Here is a 16,261-nt window from a genome sequence, read left to right on the forward strand (position 1 = left end):
TGGTAACGGAGTCTCGTCGAGTTAAGAAAAACATAAAACAACCGCTCCATTCTATTCAATCAATCATTTTCCAATCGGTCCTTATTATTCTACAAGCCCCGGCGTTTTCTCGATTCCAAGTTGGACTTCTTTTTCACAAGGCACACAAATTCTACAAATTGTGTGGACGATGAAGATTTTTCCCACTACCTCTATCACGACAGATGACACGATCAGAACAGTCAGAACAGACGGACAAAACCTTTTATCATAAGCGCTCCGACAGTTGCACCAGGATCTTGTAAACCAATCGACCGCTCGAGATACCTGCTAGCTCTTCCGTGTTTGGACTGCATGGAAATCGTCTCTTTCACACCGTTCTCGGCAGCCTCGAGAGCCCTATTCATCATTTCTTTTAATGATACTTGTTGGCTGTTTGCGAGCGCCATGGCTTGGGCAGCAGGCCCAAGGGAGTCCAGAATCGTTTTCTCACCGACCTTGGCTTTGCCTCTGCCGCTAATTCCCTTAATCATTGCTTCAAAGAGTAAAATCAAGTCCTCTTTGCTTAGCTCGTTTTTTCCCGACAGCGCTTTTCCTGCATGCAGCAATCCAACTGATATCAGTGTACCTATGGTTGAAGCGACCGTCTCTCCCATGAGAAGCGCGCACTGTACGAATATCCCGCCAATATCTTGATCAGCCAGGTTAGGCAGGTTGGAGACGATAGCCTTAAATCCCTTGGACATCGTCAATCCGATATCGCCATCCCCTAACGCCCCATCAAGCCTGCACAAATAATCTTTATTTTCATCCATTATCTTGCTGATTTCTTCTAAAATCTGAAAGACATCTTCTTTCCGAAGCGATTCCTTCATAAGATTCCCCTTCCCGGAATGCGCGAGCCTTAATGTTGAATGCGAAAAGGCGTAACGAACGGCGCTTCCATTAATCTGCACAACTCGTCGTCCAGATGCAGAATGGAAACAGAAAGTCCGGCCATCTCTAATGACGTTGCAAATTCGCCAATATAGCGGCAGTTAATGTGGATTCCCTGATCTGTAAGCAAGCTATAGACAGCCTTGTATATAATGTATAATTCCTCTAACGGCGTTGCTCCTAGCCCATTGATCAGGACGGATACTTTCTCCCCTTTCTCAATAGGCATATCCTGTAGAATGGCGGATACTATCGTTGCGGCGACTTCGTCGGCCGTTTGTAAGCTTCCCCTCTGAATGCCCGGCTCGCCATGAATCCCCATCCCGACTTCCATCTCGCCTTCTGCCACCTGAAATGTCGGATGCCCGACAGCAGGAAGAATACATGGACTTAGAGCCACGCCCATTGTGCGTACTCTTGCATTTGCTTTTTCCGCAATTCTTTTCACTTCGTCCAGATCTGCACCTGTCTCTGCCTTTGCTGCGGCCAGTTTATAGAGATAGAAGAGGCCGGCGACACCTCGACGCTGCTGTTCATACCCTTTGGGCATCGAGGCGACGTCATCCGTTGCAACTACCGTCTCCACACGAATATCTTCCAAATCTGCAAGTTCCGCAGCGGTATCAAAATTTATTACATCGCCGCCATAATTGCCATAAATATAAAGGACTCCTTTCCCTCCATGAATTGCGCGCGTCACATCAAGCATCTGCTTTGAACTCGGCGAAGCAAAAATATCGCCTACGGCCACTCCATCCAGCATCCCTTTTCCAACGTAGCCTAAAAATAATGGAAGATGCCCGGAACCGCCCCCGGTAGAAATGGCCACTTTATTATGTACAGGAGCATCCACTCTGACCAGCGCACGATTATCGCTTATTACGCTCCTCAATAGATCGGAATGGGCGAGTAGTAATCCTTCCAGCATTTCGTCAACGACTTTCTCAGGATGATTGAGAAACTTTTTCATAGTCATGATTTATGAATCTCCTTTTTCAGTCAGCGCTTCCAAACAGGATACCGTCATCGGTATGCGAAGACCGATCAAACGGGAGATGTCTTTTGGCTGTGTCAATATTTTTGCAATTCAACTTTTCCAGCAGCAGCTCACGAAAAGCCTCGCTGTCTACATCGATACAGGCCTCGACATTTCCGCGAGTGTTTCCCAAGTCCAGCCATATACTCTCTTCCGGAGCTATTGCAACGGTTTGGCCGGTACCTACACGGTGGTCATACTCGACCGTTACTTTCATTTTTCGGGTGGTAACCAACGAACGGTTCAACAATAGAGAGACCGCTAATGGATCTTGCATATGTGTTTTATCTTGGCCGGTTTGACGGATATCCGGTCTCTTGGTGCGAATCACTTCAAACCATTGTTCCACCATGTTCGCCAGCATTTCGTTCAGCGGATTTCCTGATTTTCGCAACAGATCGCATTCATTTTGCGTGAATCCCACCTTCATAGTAACGTCTAATCCAACCATCACAATCGGTGCTTGGGATGAAAACACGACGGAGGCCGCTTCGGGATCGCGCTTTACGTTAGCTTCGGCAGGGTTAAGCCCCGCTCCGTTGCCCCCCAGTCTGTGAGCTCCCCCCATCAGGATAATTTCCTTGACATGTTGGATGATCCTGGGCTCCCGGACCATGGCAACGGCAACATTAGTCAGTGGACCGAGAGCCACAAGTGTGATTTCCCCGGGATTGTCCATAATGGTCTTGATCATGAAGTCAACCGCATGCCCTTTCCATTCCCTTCCGATGTCAACACCTTCATCCTGGCGACCGGCCTCCCAAGGCAATCCGTCAATGGTATGCCCTCCAGGACGATTGCGCAGCATCGTTTCGCTTAATCCGGGATAAACGTCAATGTCATCCCTGCCTCCCAAATGCAGGATCTTTTGTGCAAAGCGGGCGCGCGGTATCGCATCTCTATAAACTGTGGTCACGCCTTCCAGCTTGATTTCCGGTGAGTTCATGGCGAGCGCAAGGGCTATAGCATCGTCCGGGTCCCCTCCGAGTACGGCCCCGGTTCCAATATCCGTATCGATTATGATTCTGTTCGCAGACATATCATCAACTCCTCTTCTATAGGTGAGGTTGTTTCATCCCATACTTATTGGCTTCCTACAATTCGGCCAGCATCCCTCCGTCAATGACCACACCGGTACCAATAATAAACTTGGCTTCATCGCTTGCCAAAAAGCAAATAAGGCTAGCGATCTCTTCGGGTTTTCCGATTCGGCCCAGCGGTTGGGAGTCTTTCCATGCTTCGTTCAAATCCGCATGAAACAATCCCCCCAATTCCGCATATCGATTCAACATGCCGGTATCGGTGGCCCCCGGAAGGACGGCATTCACGCGGATCCCCTGCTTGGCATAATCGATGGCCATGCTTCGGGTCAGCGCCATCAATCCTCCTTTGGATGCGGCGTAGGCGGCATAATTGCGTATCGTAGCCTGAGCATGTACGGAAGCGACATGGATGATCACGCCCCCACCTGCATCGATCATAGGCGGAATCCCGTATTTCCCGAGCAGAAAGGCAGAAGTTAAATTGACATTGAGCGTCGTATGCCACTCCTCGACCGATAAATCCACGACTCCCCGTAAGGATTCAATGGCGGCGCTATGGACGATCCCGTCCAGCCGCCCGTAGGTATCAATCGTGGTTTGGATCAAGTTCCGAATATCGTCATGCTGCCCGACATCCGTCTTCACGAACAACCCAAGTCCCGCCAGACCTTCAATCTGCTCCAGGGTCTCTTCGGCATGTTGCTCCGACCGGTTCGCGATGACTACGCGAGCCCCTTCGCCAGCCAAGCGTATAGCGGTTGCCCGCCCGATTCCGGTGCCCCCGCCGGTAACGATGAACACTTTGTTATCGAATCTCATGGCATCGCATCCTTCTTTACGGATTCAGAATGATTTTGCTGAAAGGGGATTTCCCTTCCACTAAATGTTGAAAAGAGGCGGGGCCTTCCGTCAAGCTGCGGGCAGCCGTCCACGGCTCCATTCGGATGTGACCTCCGGCCAACAACTGAACCGCTTGTTGGAAATCCGCGTTGGAATACGAATAGGAACCGATGATGGATACTTCTTGCCGCACAAGGCGGCTCATCAGGATCGGCGATTCCTCATGCCCCAAGCCGACCATAATGATTGTCCCGCCGGAATTAATCAGTTGCAGAGCTTGGTTGCGAGTGGCCGTCACGCCGACACAATCAATGATCGTATCGATTCCTTGCGGCAAGCAGTCATTCGCCCCGTTGCCCAATCGTTCCGGCGTGACAACGTCCGCCCCCAGCGCCTTGGCATGGTGCATGCGCGCCTCTTGCCTCTCCACGACCAGGACTCGATGGGCACCCATCCTCATCGCTGCTTGCACGGTGAGCAGCCCGATGGCTCCGGCGCCAAAAATAAGGACATCCTCAAACGGCTGGAGACCCAGCTTGACCGCATGGATGCAAACCGCTAACGGCTCCGCCAAAGCAGCTAACGAGGCGTTCATCTCCTTGGGAACGGGGTACAAATTGCTCAAAGGTACTGCTACATAGTCGGCAAAGGCACCGGGCCGATGAACGCCGATCAACTCGCGCCTGCGACATAGATTATGTTTCCCCTTCGTGCAACGATCGCAGCTCCCGCAAGAGATAAGCGGATTCGCAACGATCTTATCCCCTACGGACCATTTCGATTTGTGGCCGGATTGTCCGAAGATTTCGACGATCGTTCCGCAAAATTCATGTCCCATGATCAACGGAGGAATCCTCACGCTGCTATGGCCCAAATACCCTTCCAACTCGCTCCCGCAAATGCCTACGGCTTCCACTTTGATCAAGGCTTCGTGCGGGCCTGCCTTCGGCAGCTCTTGCTCTTCGACGCTGATTTGCCCAGGTCCGTGATAAACCAAAGTCTTCATGTCCCTACACCTCTACGCCATTCACGATATGCTTGGGACTCTCGCCGCTGAATATTCGCTTAATTTCCAGAGCTGCATGTCGCTGCAGCCGGTTTAACGAGCTTTCCGAATACCAGGCGCAGTGGCTCGTGATGAAACAGTTGTCGAATTGGAGAAGCGGGCTGCTCATCGGAATCGGTTGCTCCTCCAATACATCCAACGCCGCACCCGCGATTTTGTTGCTTTGCAACGCATCCACTAAACTTGCGGTTTTGATCACTCCGCCTCTGGATGTGTTCACCAAGTAAGCGGTTGATTTCATTCGCTCAAAGGCTTCATCATGAAAGAGATGTTTGGTCTCCGGGGTTAAGGGCAGATGAACCGAAATCATATCGCTTCGCTCCAGCAAGGAGTGCCAATCGACCTTCTGTGTTCCCCACTCGTTACAAACGGTTTCCGGCACATACGGATCGTAGGCGATCGTGTCGATGCCGAAGCTTTGGGCTCTCCTTGCCACATCTTTTCCGATATGGCCGAAGCCGGCGATTCCGAGCGTTTTCCCTTGCAAGCCCATAATCGGTCGGCACGGAGTCGTTTGCCACACCCCTCGGCGCACCTGGGAAACAATTTGGGGGATTTTCCGAACGCTCGAGAGCAAGAGCGACATCGCATGATCGGCGACTTCCCCCGTCCCATAATCCGGTACGTTGACAACGGGAATATTTCGTTCTTTTGCCGCTTGAATATCCACGCTATCGACACCGACGCCATACCTTACGATGATTTTGCAACGCTCCAAGTTCTCGATGACTTCTTTGGTGATCGGCGCTCTTTCGATTAAAATCGCATCCGCGTGTCTGGTTAATTGCATCACTTCATCCGGCGTTTTGCATTGTCCCGTTACAAATTCAAAGCCCATAGGAAGTAACACATCTTCTTCCTGATGCAAATCAGGAAAGCCATAATCGGTCACCGCTACCGTATACTTGGTCATCTCATCAATCTCTCCTTTGCGTTGACTATAGCCGGACCATACTCTCCTGTGGTAACCGGAATATATTTCACCATATTCATATCCTCGGATTCAAAGGCATGCTCCCACATCTTGCCGTACATTTCCTTCAAAAGGGCTTCCGATTCCGGACGGTCCGCAATATTGTGCATTTCATGCGGATCCGATTCCAGGTCATATAGCTCGTCAAAGTCGGTAGGATTATAGACGAACTTATAGTTCTTCGTCTTGACCATCCGGCTGGTATAGTATAATTCCGTACCGTTGCATTGGGCATATATGCTGTCCCGCCAGTTATCCGGCGTTTCACCGGACAGGAACGGAACCAGGCTGCGCCCGCTCGTTTTGCCCAGCGGTTCCGCTCCAGTAAGTTCGATCAATGTAGGGGCTATATCCATGAGTGTCACGAATTGTTCGACGGCTCTCCCCGGATTCTGGACAAGTTTGGGAAAGCTCATAATAAGAGGAACGCGATACCCTTCATCGAACATGCTGATTCCTTTGCAATATAACCCGTGGGCTCCCGCATGTTCGCCATGATCCGATACGACGATTATCAGCGTATTGTCCATCTGGTTGTTGCGGGCCAAAGCATCCAGGACTTCCCCGAATAAATCGTCAACTAGCGTGCAGTAACCCCAATAATGCGCAATGGATCCCTTCACTTCTTGTTCGCTTAATTGGCTGAACACCTTTCGCATGCGTTGATAGATTCGGGGTTTATCCTGCATATCGTCCTCGTAATTGGGCGGCAGATCGATCTGATTGGGATCATACATCGTGGCGTACTTTTCCGGAATAACAAAAGGATCATGCGGACCGTTCGGTCCGATATACATGCACCAGGGATCAGCACTATCTTGCAGCCTATCCAATTGCGAGATGGCTTTATGCACACATTCATAGTCGTCTATCTCGGTGTAAGATTTGTCCGACGTGCCGTAAAGGGTATAGCCCCCCCATCCGGGACGCAAGATTTCCCCTCGTTTTCGGCTTCTTTGGCCGCTTTCGCAGATCATTTCCCGATACGCTTTTCTGCGTGATCCATTGTCCAATTCCTGTTCCTTCAGGTACAATTCCGTCCACCCTCTGGATTGCGGCGTTTCTGCGGCCGAAACGTGCCACTTTCCGGCATAGTACATTTGATAACCGCTCTCCGCCAGTTTCTCGGAAAAGGTTTCGATCCCGGGGTTTAGATGGCTATGAATCGCCTGATCATTGGAAACGTTATTGTAGATCCCATGCTGCGAAGGGTAAAGACTTGTCATGAATGAAGCCCTTGCCGGACAGCAATGTGCCATAGGCGGATACGCGGAGTGAAAACTAACGCCGGCTTCTTTGATTTTATCCATGTTCGGGGTTTTACAGGGGTGACCGGGAAATGTGATTTGGGCCTGCATTTGATCCGGCATAAAGATCAAGATGTTGGGACGGGTCTCGTTTTTCAACGGCTTTTACCTCTCCTATTCTTCTTGGTTTAGGGAAGCCCATAAGTCGGTCATGGCGATCATAGGGTTACGGCCCCTATACTCGCCGCACGCTTCCCGCGTGCACTTGTTATGAAGCTCCCCCGTATATTCCAGCATCGCTCTCCACTCTTGCAGGGAAAACCGCACCGGATACAGATGCGGCTTTCCACAATGAACTGAAATTATTTCTTGTTCTTTTTGTTGGAATCGGCCATAAATTCATCCAACATTTTGTCTCCACCGGTTTTGCGCCACTTCTCGATTTCCTTCCTGAAACCGGCTTCGTCCATTTTGCCCATAATAAATTGGGTGGCCGCATCCGTGATGATTTGTTCCAGTTCCTTTCCGCGTTCCATGTAGGTTGCAGAGGTCAAAGTCTTGGAAGCATCAAAAACACCGTATTTTTCATCATCTTTGTCGCTGCGATCCGATTTATCCAATAGAGCATGCTGTTTGGGCGGCATGGTGTTGTGAAATATCCAGGTTTTCAGAAGCTGGTTGCGTAAATCGGCTACTTCCTTAAGGAATAATGCGCCGTCGGTGGTGAGCGCTTTGCCGTCTTCAACTTTGTAGTGCTTTCCTTCGATCCCTCTCGCGAGCAGGGTCGCCATTTCCGGTTCCGCGAGTTTATCGAAGAAGGCGAGAATGCGAAGCAGCTCTTCCTCTGTTTTCACGGATGATTTAGGAATAAGGGTCAAGGTTTCCGTATTGATCTCCGCAACCACTTTTCTGCCCTTTGGCTCCTCAAAAGCTGTGAAATAATCCACTTCCGCTTGAGGCACCGGTTTGACCAGAACTGCATAGAAGTTATACGCGTTGCCGGAAACGGCTTGAACCATGCCCGACTTTCCTGTAGTGAATGAGCCTTGCGTTTGAGCTCTCGTGGCGACCGCAAAATCCTGATTCATCAATTTTTCGGCATATAAACGCTTCATGAATTTTAAAACATCCATGTACTCATTGGTCTCAAAATCGGGAATCAACTTTCCGCTTTCGATCGCAAATTTGTTAGGACCGCCATGCATCACAACGATGTTGTTGAGCTTGCCTAAGCCTTCCATGGCTAGGCCAACCGTATCGTTAACGCCATTTTTGTCCGGATCATTTTGTGTATACGCTTTTAAGACTTGATAAAGCTCCTCTAAGTTTTTCGGCTCCTTCAAACCTGCATTCTTAAGCCAATCGCTGCGGTAAATGAGTGATTGCCTTGTGATCGGCCGTGAAGAGGGAATTCCATAAACTTTTCCATCGACCACAGTATGATCGAAATACGCTTTATTGAAAGTGGATAAGTTTTTGAATTTGGACAAATGCGGACCGATTTCCCAAAACATGCCGGATTTCATGGCACTTTGAATCGTAGGACTATAGTTTGCATTCACGACCTTAGGCAGCTCTCCGGATGCAATCATCAAATTGATTTTGTCGGTATAGGCAGCCAAGGGAATCCACTGAATGGACAGCTTGGTATTCGTGAATGCCGCAATCCGTTTTTCGATTTCATTACCATCGACGGGCGGTTCTTGATAAGCCACCGCGGCCATTGTGAGCTCGAGGGGCTTTTCCTCCTTCTTGACTGCACTTCCTTCCGGATTACCCGAGCTGCTAGTTCCTGCGGTGGAGCAAGCTAAGGTCGTCAAGAGCATCGAAGCAACAACCATCCCTTTCACCGGTAGCCATCCTTGCTGTTTCATTGACAAATGCTCCCCTCTCTTTGTAATAAAAACGGTCCCTTCTGATTTCCGGATAGCCATCCCTCACTGCCGATTCGTTCGTTTCACCCCCCTCAAGACTAGCCTTTTACCGAACCCAACAGAACGCCCTTAGCAAAATGCTTTTGCAGGAACGGATACACCATTAGGATCGGTGCCGTCGCAAAAGTGATCACTGCCATTTTCACGGTTTCCGCCGGGAGTATCGCATCCTCCAGCGAAGACGAATCCGCGAAGCCGGATTGCGCTAAGATGACAATTTGCCGCAGCATAACTTGGATCGGCCATTTATCGGAATCGTTCAAATAAATGATGGCGTTGAAATAGCTGTTCCAGTGTCCGACCGCATAGAATAAGGCAAAAGTGGCCAAAGCCGGTGCCGACAGGGGAAGCACAATGCGGAGCAGAATCCGCATATCGTTTGCGCCGTCGATCTTGGCGGATTCCTGCAGTCCATCCGGAATTTGCTGAAAGAAGTTTTTCAGAATAATCAGGTTGAATGCGCTGATCGCATTCGGGATCATTAGTGCCCACAAGGAATTGATCAGACCTAATGACTTGACGACGATATAGGTCGGAATCAAGCCGCCTGTAAACAACATCGTAAATAGCACGAGTATAAGCAAGGTTCGTCTTCCGCGCAGACGATGATGGGCAAGCGGATACGCCATCAAGGAAGTGAGTATCAGATTGATCAGCGTTCCTACAATGGTCACGTACAACGAAATCATCATGCTGCGAACGAGTGTATTGGTGGAAAAAATATACTTGTATGCATCAAGCGTTACATCAGTCGGGAAAAGCAAGAACGTTCCCTTCGCAACAATATGTTCCGATGAGAAGGATGCGGAGACGATGTATATAAAGGGAAGTACCGCCGATAAACCGATCAAGGTCAAAAGAATGACATTGAATGCGTCAAACATACGACCCCCGAGGCCTCGATGATTCACCAGATTCCCTCCTCTCCCGTCTTTCGTACCGCCCAGTTGGCCGACAATACCAGAACCAGTCCGATTAAGGATTTGAATAGACCTACAGCGGTGCTGTAGCTGAATTGTGCTTGTGTCAAGCCGACTCTGTAAATATAAGTTTCAAACACTTCCGCAACCTCCCGATTCATCGGATTCAGCATCAGAAAAATATGCTCGAAGCCTACATCCAAGAAATTGCCCAGACGGAGGATAAACAAAATCACGATGGTGCTGCGGATGGCGGGCAAAGTAATCAGCCATAGCTGATGCCAACGGTTAGCTCCGTCTATACGAGAGGCCTCGTAGAGCTGGGGATCGACTCCCGCCAAAGCGGCCAGGAAGATGATCGTCCCCCATCCCGCATCCTTCCAGATCGCCTGAAGCATAAACAGAGGCCGGAACCATTCCTCGCTCAGCAGAAAAGGGATCTTCTCCATTCCCATCGAGGCGATCAGGTCATTCACGACCCCGCCTTCTGTTGTGAAGAAAAGATAAGAAATCGCGACCACAACGACCCAGGATATAAAGTGTGGAATATAGACCAGCGTTTGGATGGTTCGCTTGAACAATTGAAGACGAATCTCGTTGAGAAGCAGCGACAAAATAATCGGTATAGGGAAATAAAAAACGATGTCGTACACGGCCAAAATCAACGTGTTTTTCAGAAGATTCATAAACTGCGGATCCGCAAACAGACGTTCAAAATGCTTGAACCCGACCCACGGACTGTTTAAGATCCCCAAATGCGGCCTATAATCTTGGAACGCCATAGCTATACCAATCATGGGTACATATTTAAACAAAATGAAAAAAACGATACCTGGAACAAGCATTACATACAACCATCGATCCATGATCAGGTCGGCTACCCACGGCCTGCGTTTTTTAACAGACGGAGTGCTTTGAAGATCGGTTGTCGCCATGGCGTTGTTCTTCATGTTTGATGTTCTCCTTTCCCTAATCGTTATTGGATACCTGAAATGTAACGCGCCGTGTTCAAAGAAGTATATATCCCTCAGTTAACTATTTCACCGAGATCGACATTGATGATCGTTATATACAGCAGATAACCTATACATCCACCCCATTTAGCTATTAGGTCTGATAAGAAGAAACACCCAAGTTTCCTTAGGAAGCATGGGTGTTTGTATGTCCTACAACTGCATATGATCTTTACGATACGTTCCAGGTGTAACTCCGGTAGCCTTGCTAAAATATCGGATAAACGGGGTTGAATTCGCGTAATTCAGCCGCGTGGCGATTTCCAAAATGGTCATATCCGTCTCGACCAGCCATTTCTTGGCGAACCGTAGCCGATACTGCGCCAAAAAATCACTGAAGGTTAACCCGGTTTCCTTCTTGAACACGCGACTGACATAAACCGGGTGAAAATTCAGTCTCGCCGAGCAATCCTCCAGCGTTAAATTGGACTCGAATTCCCTTTCTATTATCCGAATCAGATCTTCCGTTATCCGATTATTGTGCGATTCGCGTTCATCCCTTAAGTGGTTGGCTATAGGCATCGCGATTTCGTCCAATAGCCATCGTTTCCACTCAATCAATGATTTTCCTTGCAACAAATGATGGGTAACCTGCTTATCGCCAAGAACCTTCTCGGCCGACAAACCTGAATCGTAAAGCAACTCAGTCAAACTTCCGATTAATTGCATCAGCATAAATTGGAATTCTTGAATATGGATATTGGATTGGATGGCATGTACCAAATAGACTTCCAAGCTTGCGGAGATCCGCTCGGGATGCCCGAGCTTAACCGCATCCACAATATCCCTTTCCAACTGCTTGGGGTATACGGTTTGCTTGCTTCTGTTCAATTGAATGTCATTAATGTGCAATATCATTTCCGATCCCAGTTGGAACCTATACTTCAGAGCCTCAAGACCTTCCTGGTAAGCACCCGATACATCGACAAGGTCGACATAAGAACGGCTGACCCCAATGCTTACCTTCAAACCGAGGAATTCCGCTATCTTGATTCGAATATCTTCCGCAATCGAGAGAGCCCATCTGCTGCATTCTTCATCTGTTTCAAATTCCGAAGCCAGAATCGTCACTTGCGAGTTGTCCATGGATACCGGCTGAAATCTTTTCATGGGATCTACCAAATCGCCCACAATATTTCCGATCGCGAAAAGTAACAAATCATGGTCTCGTTCCTGATAACGGGTATTCTTCAAAGTATCAATTTGGACAACAAGCACAATCAATCGCTTCCAAGCAACGGGAAAGCCTATTGCGGACAAGTGCTCCAGCAATTTGCTTTTAGTGATTTTTCCGGCCAATAACCGCTGCACGAAGCTGTCCCTGAGTTGGACGGCATAGAAGGTCAATTGGTCCTGCATCTGAAGACTGCTGTTCATCAAATGACGAATACGTTGGGCCAAGTCGGCGAAATCATCCTTCACATCCCCGTCTTCTTTCTTGCCTAAGTCACTTCGCAGGAATTGGACAAATCCCCGGATTGGCGAATACATCCAATGGGAGCCATAAAGGGCTGCCGCTCCGAAAAGCAGGAATAACGCCGCACAGCTGGCCAATGTGAAGATCCCGATTTGTCGAGCCTCCTGTGTAGACTTTTTGGCATCTTGAACGGCTAGATATGTCCAACCGTGCTGGGATGATTGTATAAAATGAATCCGTACATCTCGCCCTTCCCAATCCATCGGAAAGTGACCGTTACGACTTTGCAAGGACTCTATCCTTTCAGTAATCCGGTTTTGGACTTCCACAGATAATTCACCGATATTCGGATCACCGAGCACGGCTTGGGGGGAACGATCCAGCACGAACAAGTTTCCCAGCTCATTTTGCGCCAAAAATTGCCGATTCAATTCACTTTTTTTGATTTTTAAAATTAGCAAAGCACTAGTTTCCACGGAAAAATTCAATAGTGGCACTTTGCAGATCAGATTCAAGGTTCCCATCTCCGGGGAGGAAGTCGAATCCGGCATCCACACCAAATTGTTCCTCATCGAAGTATATCGTTCCAAGCTTTCATAATCGGCAAGCTCCTTAAGGTTGCTTCCGAATCCGTTTTTTCCTATGTACCAGTTTTCCCTCACATTAATCAAAGCAGCATCTTGCACACCGACGAAAAAATGAAGATTATGCAATCCTTGCGACAAATCGTTGATTTCCTTGAAGTGGGTGGTGGTAGTGAGCGGCTTATAAAGAGCATTAGTAACAATTGGCGAACTGACATATTGCATCACCACGTACTCCAGTGTTTTGAGCAGCTGCTCCACCCGCATTTGGGTCTGTAACAGATTTTGCAGATTGCCCTCGTCTACTTTCTCCTGAATGCCCTTGGATGCAATTGTATATGAAAACACTCCCAAAAAAAGAATCGGGAGTAGCGTAAGAAGCGTGCTGAACACAAACCATCTTCTTAACAGTGAAGAAGCGATCACCGGTTGCACCTCTCCCGATAAGCTTTTCTGCGTTTTCCGGACGGGTCTGGTTTTTCATAGGGAAGCCCATAAATCGGTCATGGCGATCAAAGGGTTATGGCCCATATACTCGCGACACGGTTGATTAAACTCGGTATAAGGTTTTCTTTGGAGTTCGGTCGGATGTCCTCCATGAGGATGATAGAACTCCCATAATGTCCCGGTCTCGGAAAATTTCTCGGCTGTATGGTCCAATGCGCGTTCCAGAATCACTTTGGCCGCATCGTTTCTCCCGTACAGGGTACAACCCCGGGCGACCCAATAGGTGATACTGTTCCAAGAAGGCCCCCGCCACATGCGAAGTTCAAAGGCCGGATCCTCCAGAGCGATGGTCGGAACCGGATGCTTGGTGAAAAAACGCTTTGGATTCAATACATTTTCATCGATCACACGATTCGCTTGCTCCACGGTTGCCGCACCTACCATCATCGGCCACATGCCCTCAAACGTAAGGCGACGGCTCCCGGGATTATTAACCGACCAAATATCGTGGAATAGAGCCGTTTCTTCATCGAACAAGGCGCTGCGCATAAATTCCGCCAGCTGTCCGGCTCTGCTTTGCCATTTCGCGGATTCAGCAGGCAAATCAAGAAGGCTCGCCCATTGTGCAGCGCAGACATGCATTTGATAAACATGCGCAGTCGCATCGACGCACGCATAGGGACCCGGTGTGATATGGTCATAACGAATTCCGTCATCGACACCGCTTTCCCATACTTTTTTCCACAGATCGATATAATAATAACCTTCATTTTCAGCCTTCCGTTTGGTTTCAAACCAACCGATTTGACGAACCAGGGCAAGGTAGGCTGTTTTCAACAAATCGATATCTTCGTATAGGTCAACATAATCCTGCACGGCCACCGGCCAAAACGGAGGATGTCCCTTCACCGTACTCCATTTCACCTCGCCGCCGCGGAACCAAATGCAGCCGGGGATCAATCCGTCGGAAGTCTGCAGGTTTAAGTAGTTTAACATTTGATGTTTGGCATGATCCGGCTGATAACGGAGGGTGTCCAAAGTCGCATGGGTTAGATCGATGTGACCGAATGCCGGACCGTAGCAGTACCCCGTTCCGATTTCTTCCCATGGATAATGAAAGGGAGGCTCCGGTTCCCGCGTGCACTTGTTATGAAGCTCTACCGTATATTCCAGCATCGATTTCCACTCGGGCTTGCCCATGTCATACACTTGCTGTTTCAAACTTCTCATGAAAGTGTCTCCTTCTCTCTCCACAATCCTTCTCCGAGCGAACGTCCGTGACCGTGATACATCCTCCGATTCTCCAGCCGGTGCAACGTTTCCTTGACTGCACCGGTCCGGAGGATCGATTCAAATATTCCGTCCGCCCATCGTTCGGTACAGCTGCTCGTAGGCTTCTGCGATCGCTTCCGATGCCCGGTAGGCGCGGACAGGCCAGTATCCAAAAGCGTCGTGCGTTCGAATCGTGGCAACGACCAATTCTTCGGCAGGAGCGCCTGCAAGCTCGCCGGGAGAATCCGTCAACTTGCATTCCGAGCTGATGGCGAGCAGGTTGTCGAATTTTTTCGGTCCGATCACATAACTGCCCCCATCCGTAGCGGCTCTCAGGTAGAATGCGTGCGTGGTTGCTGTTTCATCTTTGGCCACTGCCTGTACGGCTACACGGGCACCTGTAACGAGTCCTCCGTTAACCGGATGAATGATGAGTCGTGAGCCGAACATGACAGGCAGCGTTCTCAGATCGGGATATCTTCGGTCATGGCATACATGCAGGCTGACCGGGACGCCGTAAATGTCAAATTCGTTCAGCATGTGCCCATGGTAATAGTACCTTTCGCAAGTCCTGAATTTTAGATTGTCGCGCACGGTATTGCCTTCCGGATCGTACAACCTGCAAGAATTGAAGACAGGTTCGGACGAACCGGGTCTCACCTGATCCCAATTCGATCTCCCGACAATCAGGTAGGGCGAGTTTGCGGTTTCCCGCAAACAGGCTCGAATGATCGCTTCGGCCTCTTGCATCGGTTCCATCTGATCGAGCGTCGGCTTGGTGCGAAAAAAACCGAATATACAGTATTCCGGCGCCACTAATAATTCAATACCGAGCTCCGCCGCGCTTCGTATCCCTTTGCAAATGGATCGAACATTGTCCTTCACATCGCGGGAATTCAGCATTTGCCAGGCGCCCGTCTTCAGATACTCTTTCATCAGCGCTGTTGGACCTTCATGCGCGAATCGCCGCAGCTCCACATCCGCATCCTCGACACTAATCCTTACCCCCAGCTGAGGGATGATATCATGATCGACGCTGCGAATCACGCATTCGCCATTCCAATAGATTGCCAGATCGGCCAGCTTGATCCGATTGCCGGCTCCTTCTGTTTTGACCAAAGTAACTTCGTTCTCGTCCTGCACAGCAGGCGGCAACGCGACCCGAACGACGGGCTGTGCGCGATTCCACTCGCTGGTGAAAAGCGCAGCCTCGCGACAGGCGAGGTTGCATTCCACATAGGCGTATTCGAAACCGCCGTCAAAGCCGAATCGCACATAACCGGAGCCGCTGCCCAGATCTTTGAAAACTAAGTGAATGGCGTCGCCGTTGCGCGTATGAACGCCCGGACCTTCAATCTCAATCGACGGTCCGCCCGAAGCCCGTACGGACAATCCGTTCTCCTGCCGTACAACCCGATCCGATACCGGGATCACCCATGCATCGGATTCTTTTGCAAAATCGAACTTGTTTAATACAATCACAGGATCGTCTCCTCCCCATTTTTCGATCAATCGTTTCATCGAGATATAATAATTCTCGGTAAGTATCCACAT

13 protein-coding genes are annotated in these 16,261 nt (G+C 49.4%); all 13 read right to left on the minus strand.

Annotation, left to right across the window (positions count from 1 at the left end; all coding sequences use genetic code 11):
- Positions 1–221: 221 nt before the first annotated feature.
- Positions 222–854, minus strand: a complete 633-nt coding sequence (gene dhaL, locus FE784_RS17010; RefSeq protein ID WP_139603425.1) for a dihydroxyacetone kinase subunit DhaL — start codon at positions 852–854, stop codon at positions 222–224.
- Between the two features lie 29 nt (positions 855–883).
- A complete protein-coding gene (locus FE784_RS17015; protein WP_139603471.1) occupies positions 884–1,885 on the minus strand; it encodes a dihydroxyacetone kinase subunit DhaK in 1,002 nt (333 codons plus the stop codon).
- 25 nt (positions 1,886–1,910) lie between these two features.
- Positions 1,911–2,990, minus strand: coding sequence for a nucleoside hydrolase (locus tag FE784_RS17020; protein ID WP_139603426.1), 1,080 nt, complete (start codon positions 2,988–2,990; stop codon positions 1,911–1,913).
- A 55-nt stretch (positions 2,991–3,045) separates the two neighbouring features.
- Entirely contained in the window at positions 3,046–3,813 is a 768-nt protein-coding gene (locus tag FE784_RS17025; RefSeq protein WP_139603427.1) for an SDR family NAD(P)-dependent oxidoreductase, read from the minus strand.
- Between the two features lie 16 nt (positions 3,814–3,829).
- Positions 3,830–4,840, minus strand: coding sequence for a zinc-dependent alcohol dehydrogenase (locus FE784_RS17030; RefSeq protein WP_139603428.1), 1,011 nt, complete (start codon positions 4,838–4,840; stop codon positions 3,830–3,832).
- A gap of 4 nt (positions 4,841–4,844) precedes the next feature.
- Positions 4,845–5,813: a C-terminal binding protein gene (locus tag FE784_RS17035; RefSeq protein WP_139603429.1), complete on the minus strand. Its 969-nt coding sequence runs from the start codon at positions 5,811–5,813 to the stop codon at positions 4,845–4,847.
- Positions 5,810–7,279, minus strand: coding sequence for a sulfatase family protein (locus FE784_RS17040; RefSeq protein ID WP_139603430.1), 1,470 nt, complete (start codon positions 7,277–7,279; stop codon positions 5,810–5,812). Before FE784_RS17040 ends, FE784_RS17035 begins: the two co-directional genes overlap by 4 nt.
- A gap of 203 nt (positions 7,280–7,482) precedes the next feature.
- Positions 7,483–8,994 (minus strand): extracellular solute-binding protein, encoded by a 1,512-nt coding sequence (locus tag FE784_RS17045; RefSeq protein ID WP_176706293.1) that lies wholly within the window; start codon positions 8,992–8,994, stop codon positions 7,483–7,485.
- Between the two features lie 98 nt (positions 8,995–9,092).
- The gene (locus FE784_RS17050; RefSeq protein ID WP_139603472.1) at positions 9,093–9,938 is read right to left on the minus strand and encodes a carbohydrate ABC transporter permease; all 846 of its coding nucleotides are present in this window, start codon (positions 9,936–9,938) and stop codon (positions 9,093–9,095) included.
- A gap of 23 nt (positions 9,939–9,961) precedes the next feature.
- Positions 9,962–10,924, minus strand: a complete 963-nt coding sequence (locus tag FE784_RS17055) for an ABC transporter permease (RefSeq protein WP_139603432.1) — start codon at positions 10,922–10,924, stop codon at positions 9,962–9,964.
- A gap of 216 nt (positions 10,925–11,140) precedes the next feature.
- The gene (locus tag FE784_RS17060) at positions 11,141–13,414 is read right to left on the minus strand and encodes a helix-turn-helix domain-containing protein (protein ID WP_139603433.1); all 2,274 of its coding nucleotides are present in this window, start codon (positions 13,412–13,414) and stop codon (positions 11,141–11,143) included.
- Between the two features lie 54 nt (positions 13,415–13,468).
- Positions 13,469–14,665 (minus strand): MGH1-like glycoside hydrolase domain-containing protein, encoded by a 1,197-nt coding sequence (locus FE784_RS17065; protein WP_139603434.1) that lies wholly within the window; start codon positions 14,663–14,665, stop codon positions 13,469–13,471.
- 120 nt (positions 14,666–14,785) lie between these two features.
- Positions 14,786–16,189 carry a nitrilase-related carbon-nitrogen hydrolase gene (locus FE784_RS17070; RefSeq protein WP_176706294.1) on the minus strand — a complete coding sequence of 468 codons (1,404 nt, stop codon included), beginning with the start codon at positions 16,187–16,189 and terminating at the stop codon, positions 14,786–14,788.
- Positions 16,190–16,261 lie beyond the last annotated feature (72 nt).

Source organism: Paenibacillus hemerocallicola (assembly GCF_006265175.1).
In the GTDB taxonomy this organism is placed as follows: domain Bacteria; phylum Bacillota; class Bacilli; order Paenibacillales; family NBRC-103111; genus Paenibacillus_AB; species Paenibacillus_AB hemerocallicola.

Bases quoted from the DNA above. Each gene is read 5' to 3' on its own strand.
- dhaL (WP_139603425.1), bottom strand. From the start codon at position 854: ATGAAGGAATCGCTTCGGAAAGAAGATGTCTTTCAGATTTTAGAAGAA.
- FE784_RS17015 (WP_139603471.1), bottom strand. From the start codon at position 1,885: ATGAAAAAGTTTCTCAATCATCCTGAGAAAGTCGTTGACGAAATGCTG.
- FE784_RS17020 (WP_139603426.1), bottom strand. From the start codon at position 2,990: ATGTCTGCGAACAGAATCATAATCGATACGGATATTGGAACCGGGGCC.
- FE784_RS17025 (WP_139603427.1), bottom strand. From the start codon at position 3,813: ATGAGATTCGATAACAAAGTGTTCATCGTTACCGGCGGGGGCACCGGA.
- FE784_RS17030 (WP_139603428.1), bottom strand. From the start codon at position 4,840: ATGAAGACTTTGGTTTATCACGGACCTGGGCAAATCAGCGTCGAAGAG.
- FE784_RS17035 (WP_139603429.1), bottom strand. From the start codon at position 5,813: ATGACCAAGTATACGGTAGCGGTGACCGATTATGGCTTTCCTGATTTG.
- FE784_RS17045 (WP_176706293.1), bottom strand. From the start codon at position 8,994: ATGAAACAGCAAGGATGGCTACCGGTGAAAGGGATGGTTGTTGCTTCG.
- FE784_RS17050 (WP_139603472.1), bottom strand. From the start codon at position 9,938: ATGTTTGACGCATTCAATGTCATTCTTTTGACCTTGATCGGTTTATCG.
- FE784_RS17055 (WP_139603432.1), bottom strand. From the start codon at position 10,924: ATGAAGAACAACGCCATGGCGACAACCGATCTTCAAAGCACTCCGTCT.
- FE784_RS17065 (WP_139603434.1), bottom strand. From the start codon at position 14,665: ATGAGAAGTTTGAAACAGCAAGTGTATGACATGGGCAAGCCCGAGTGG.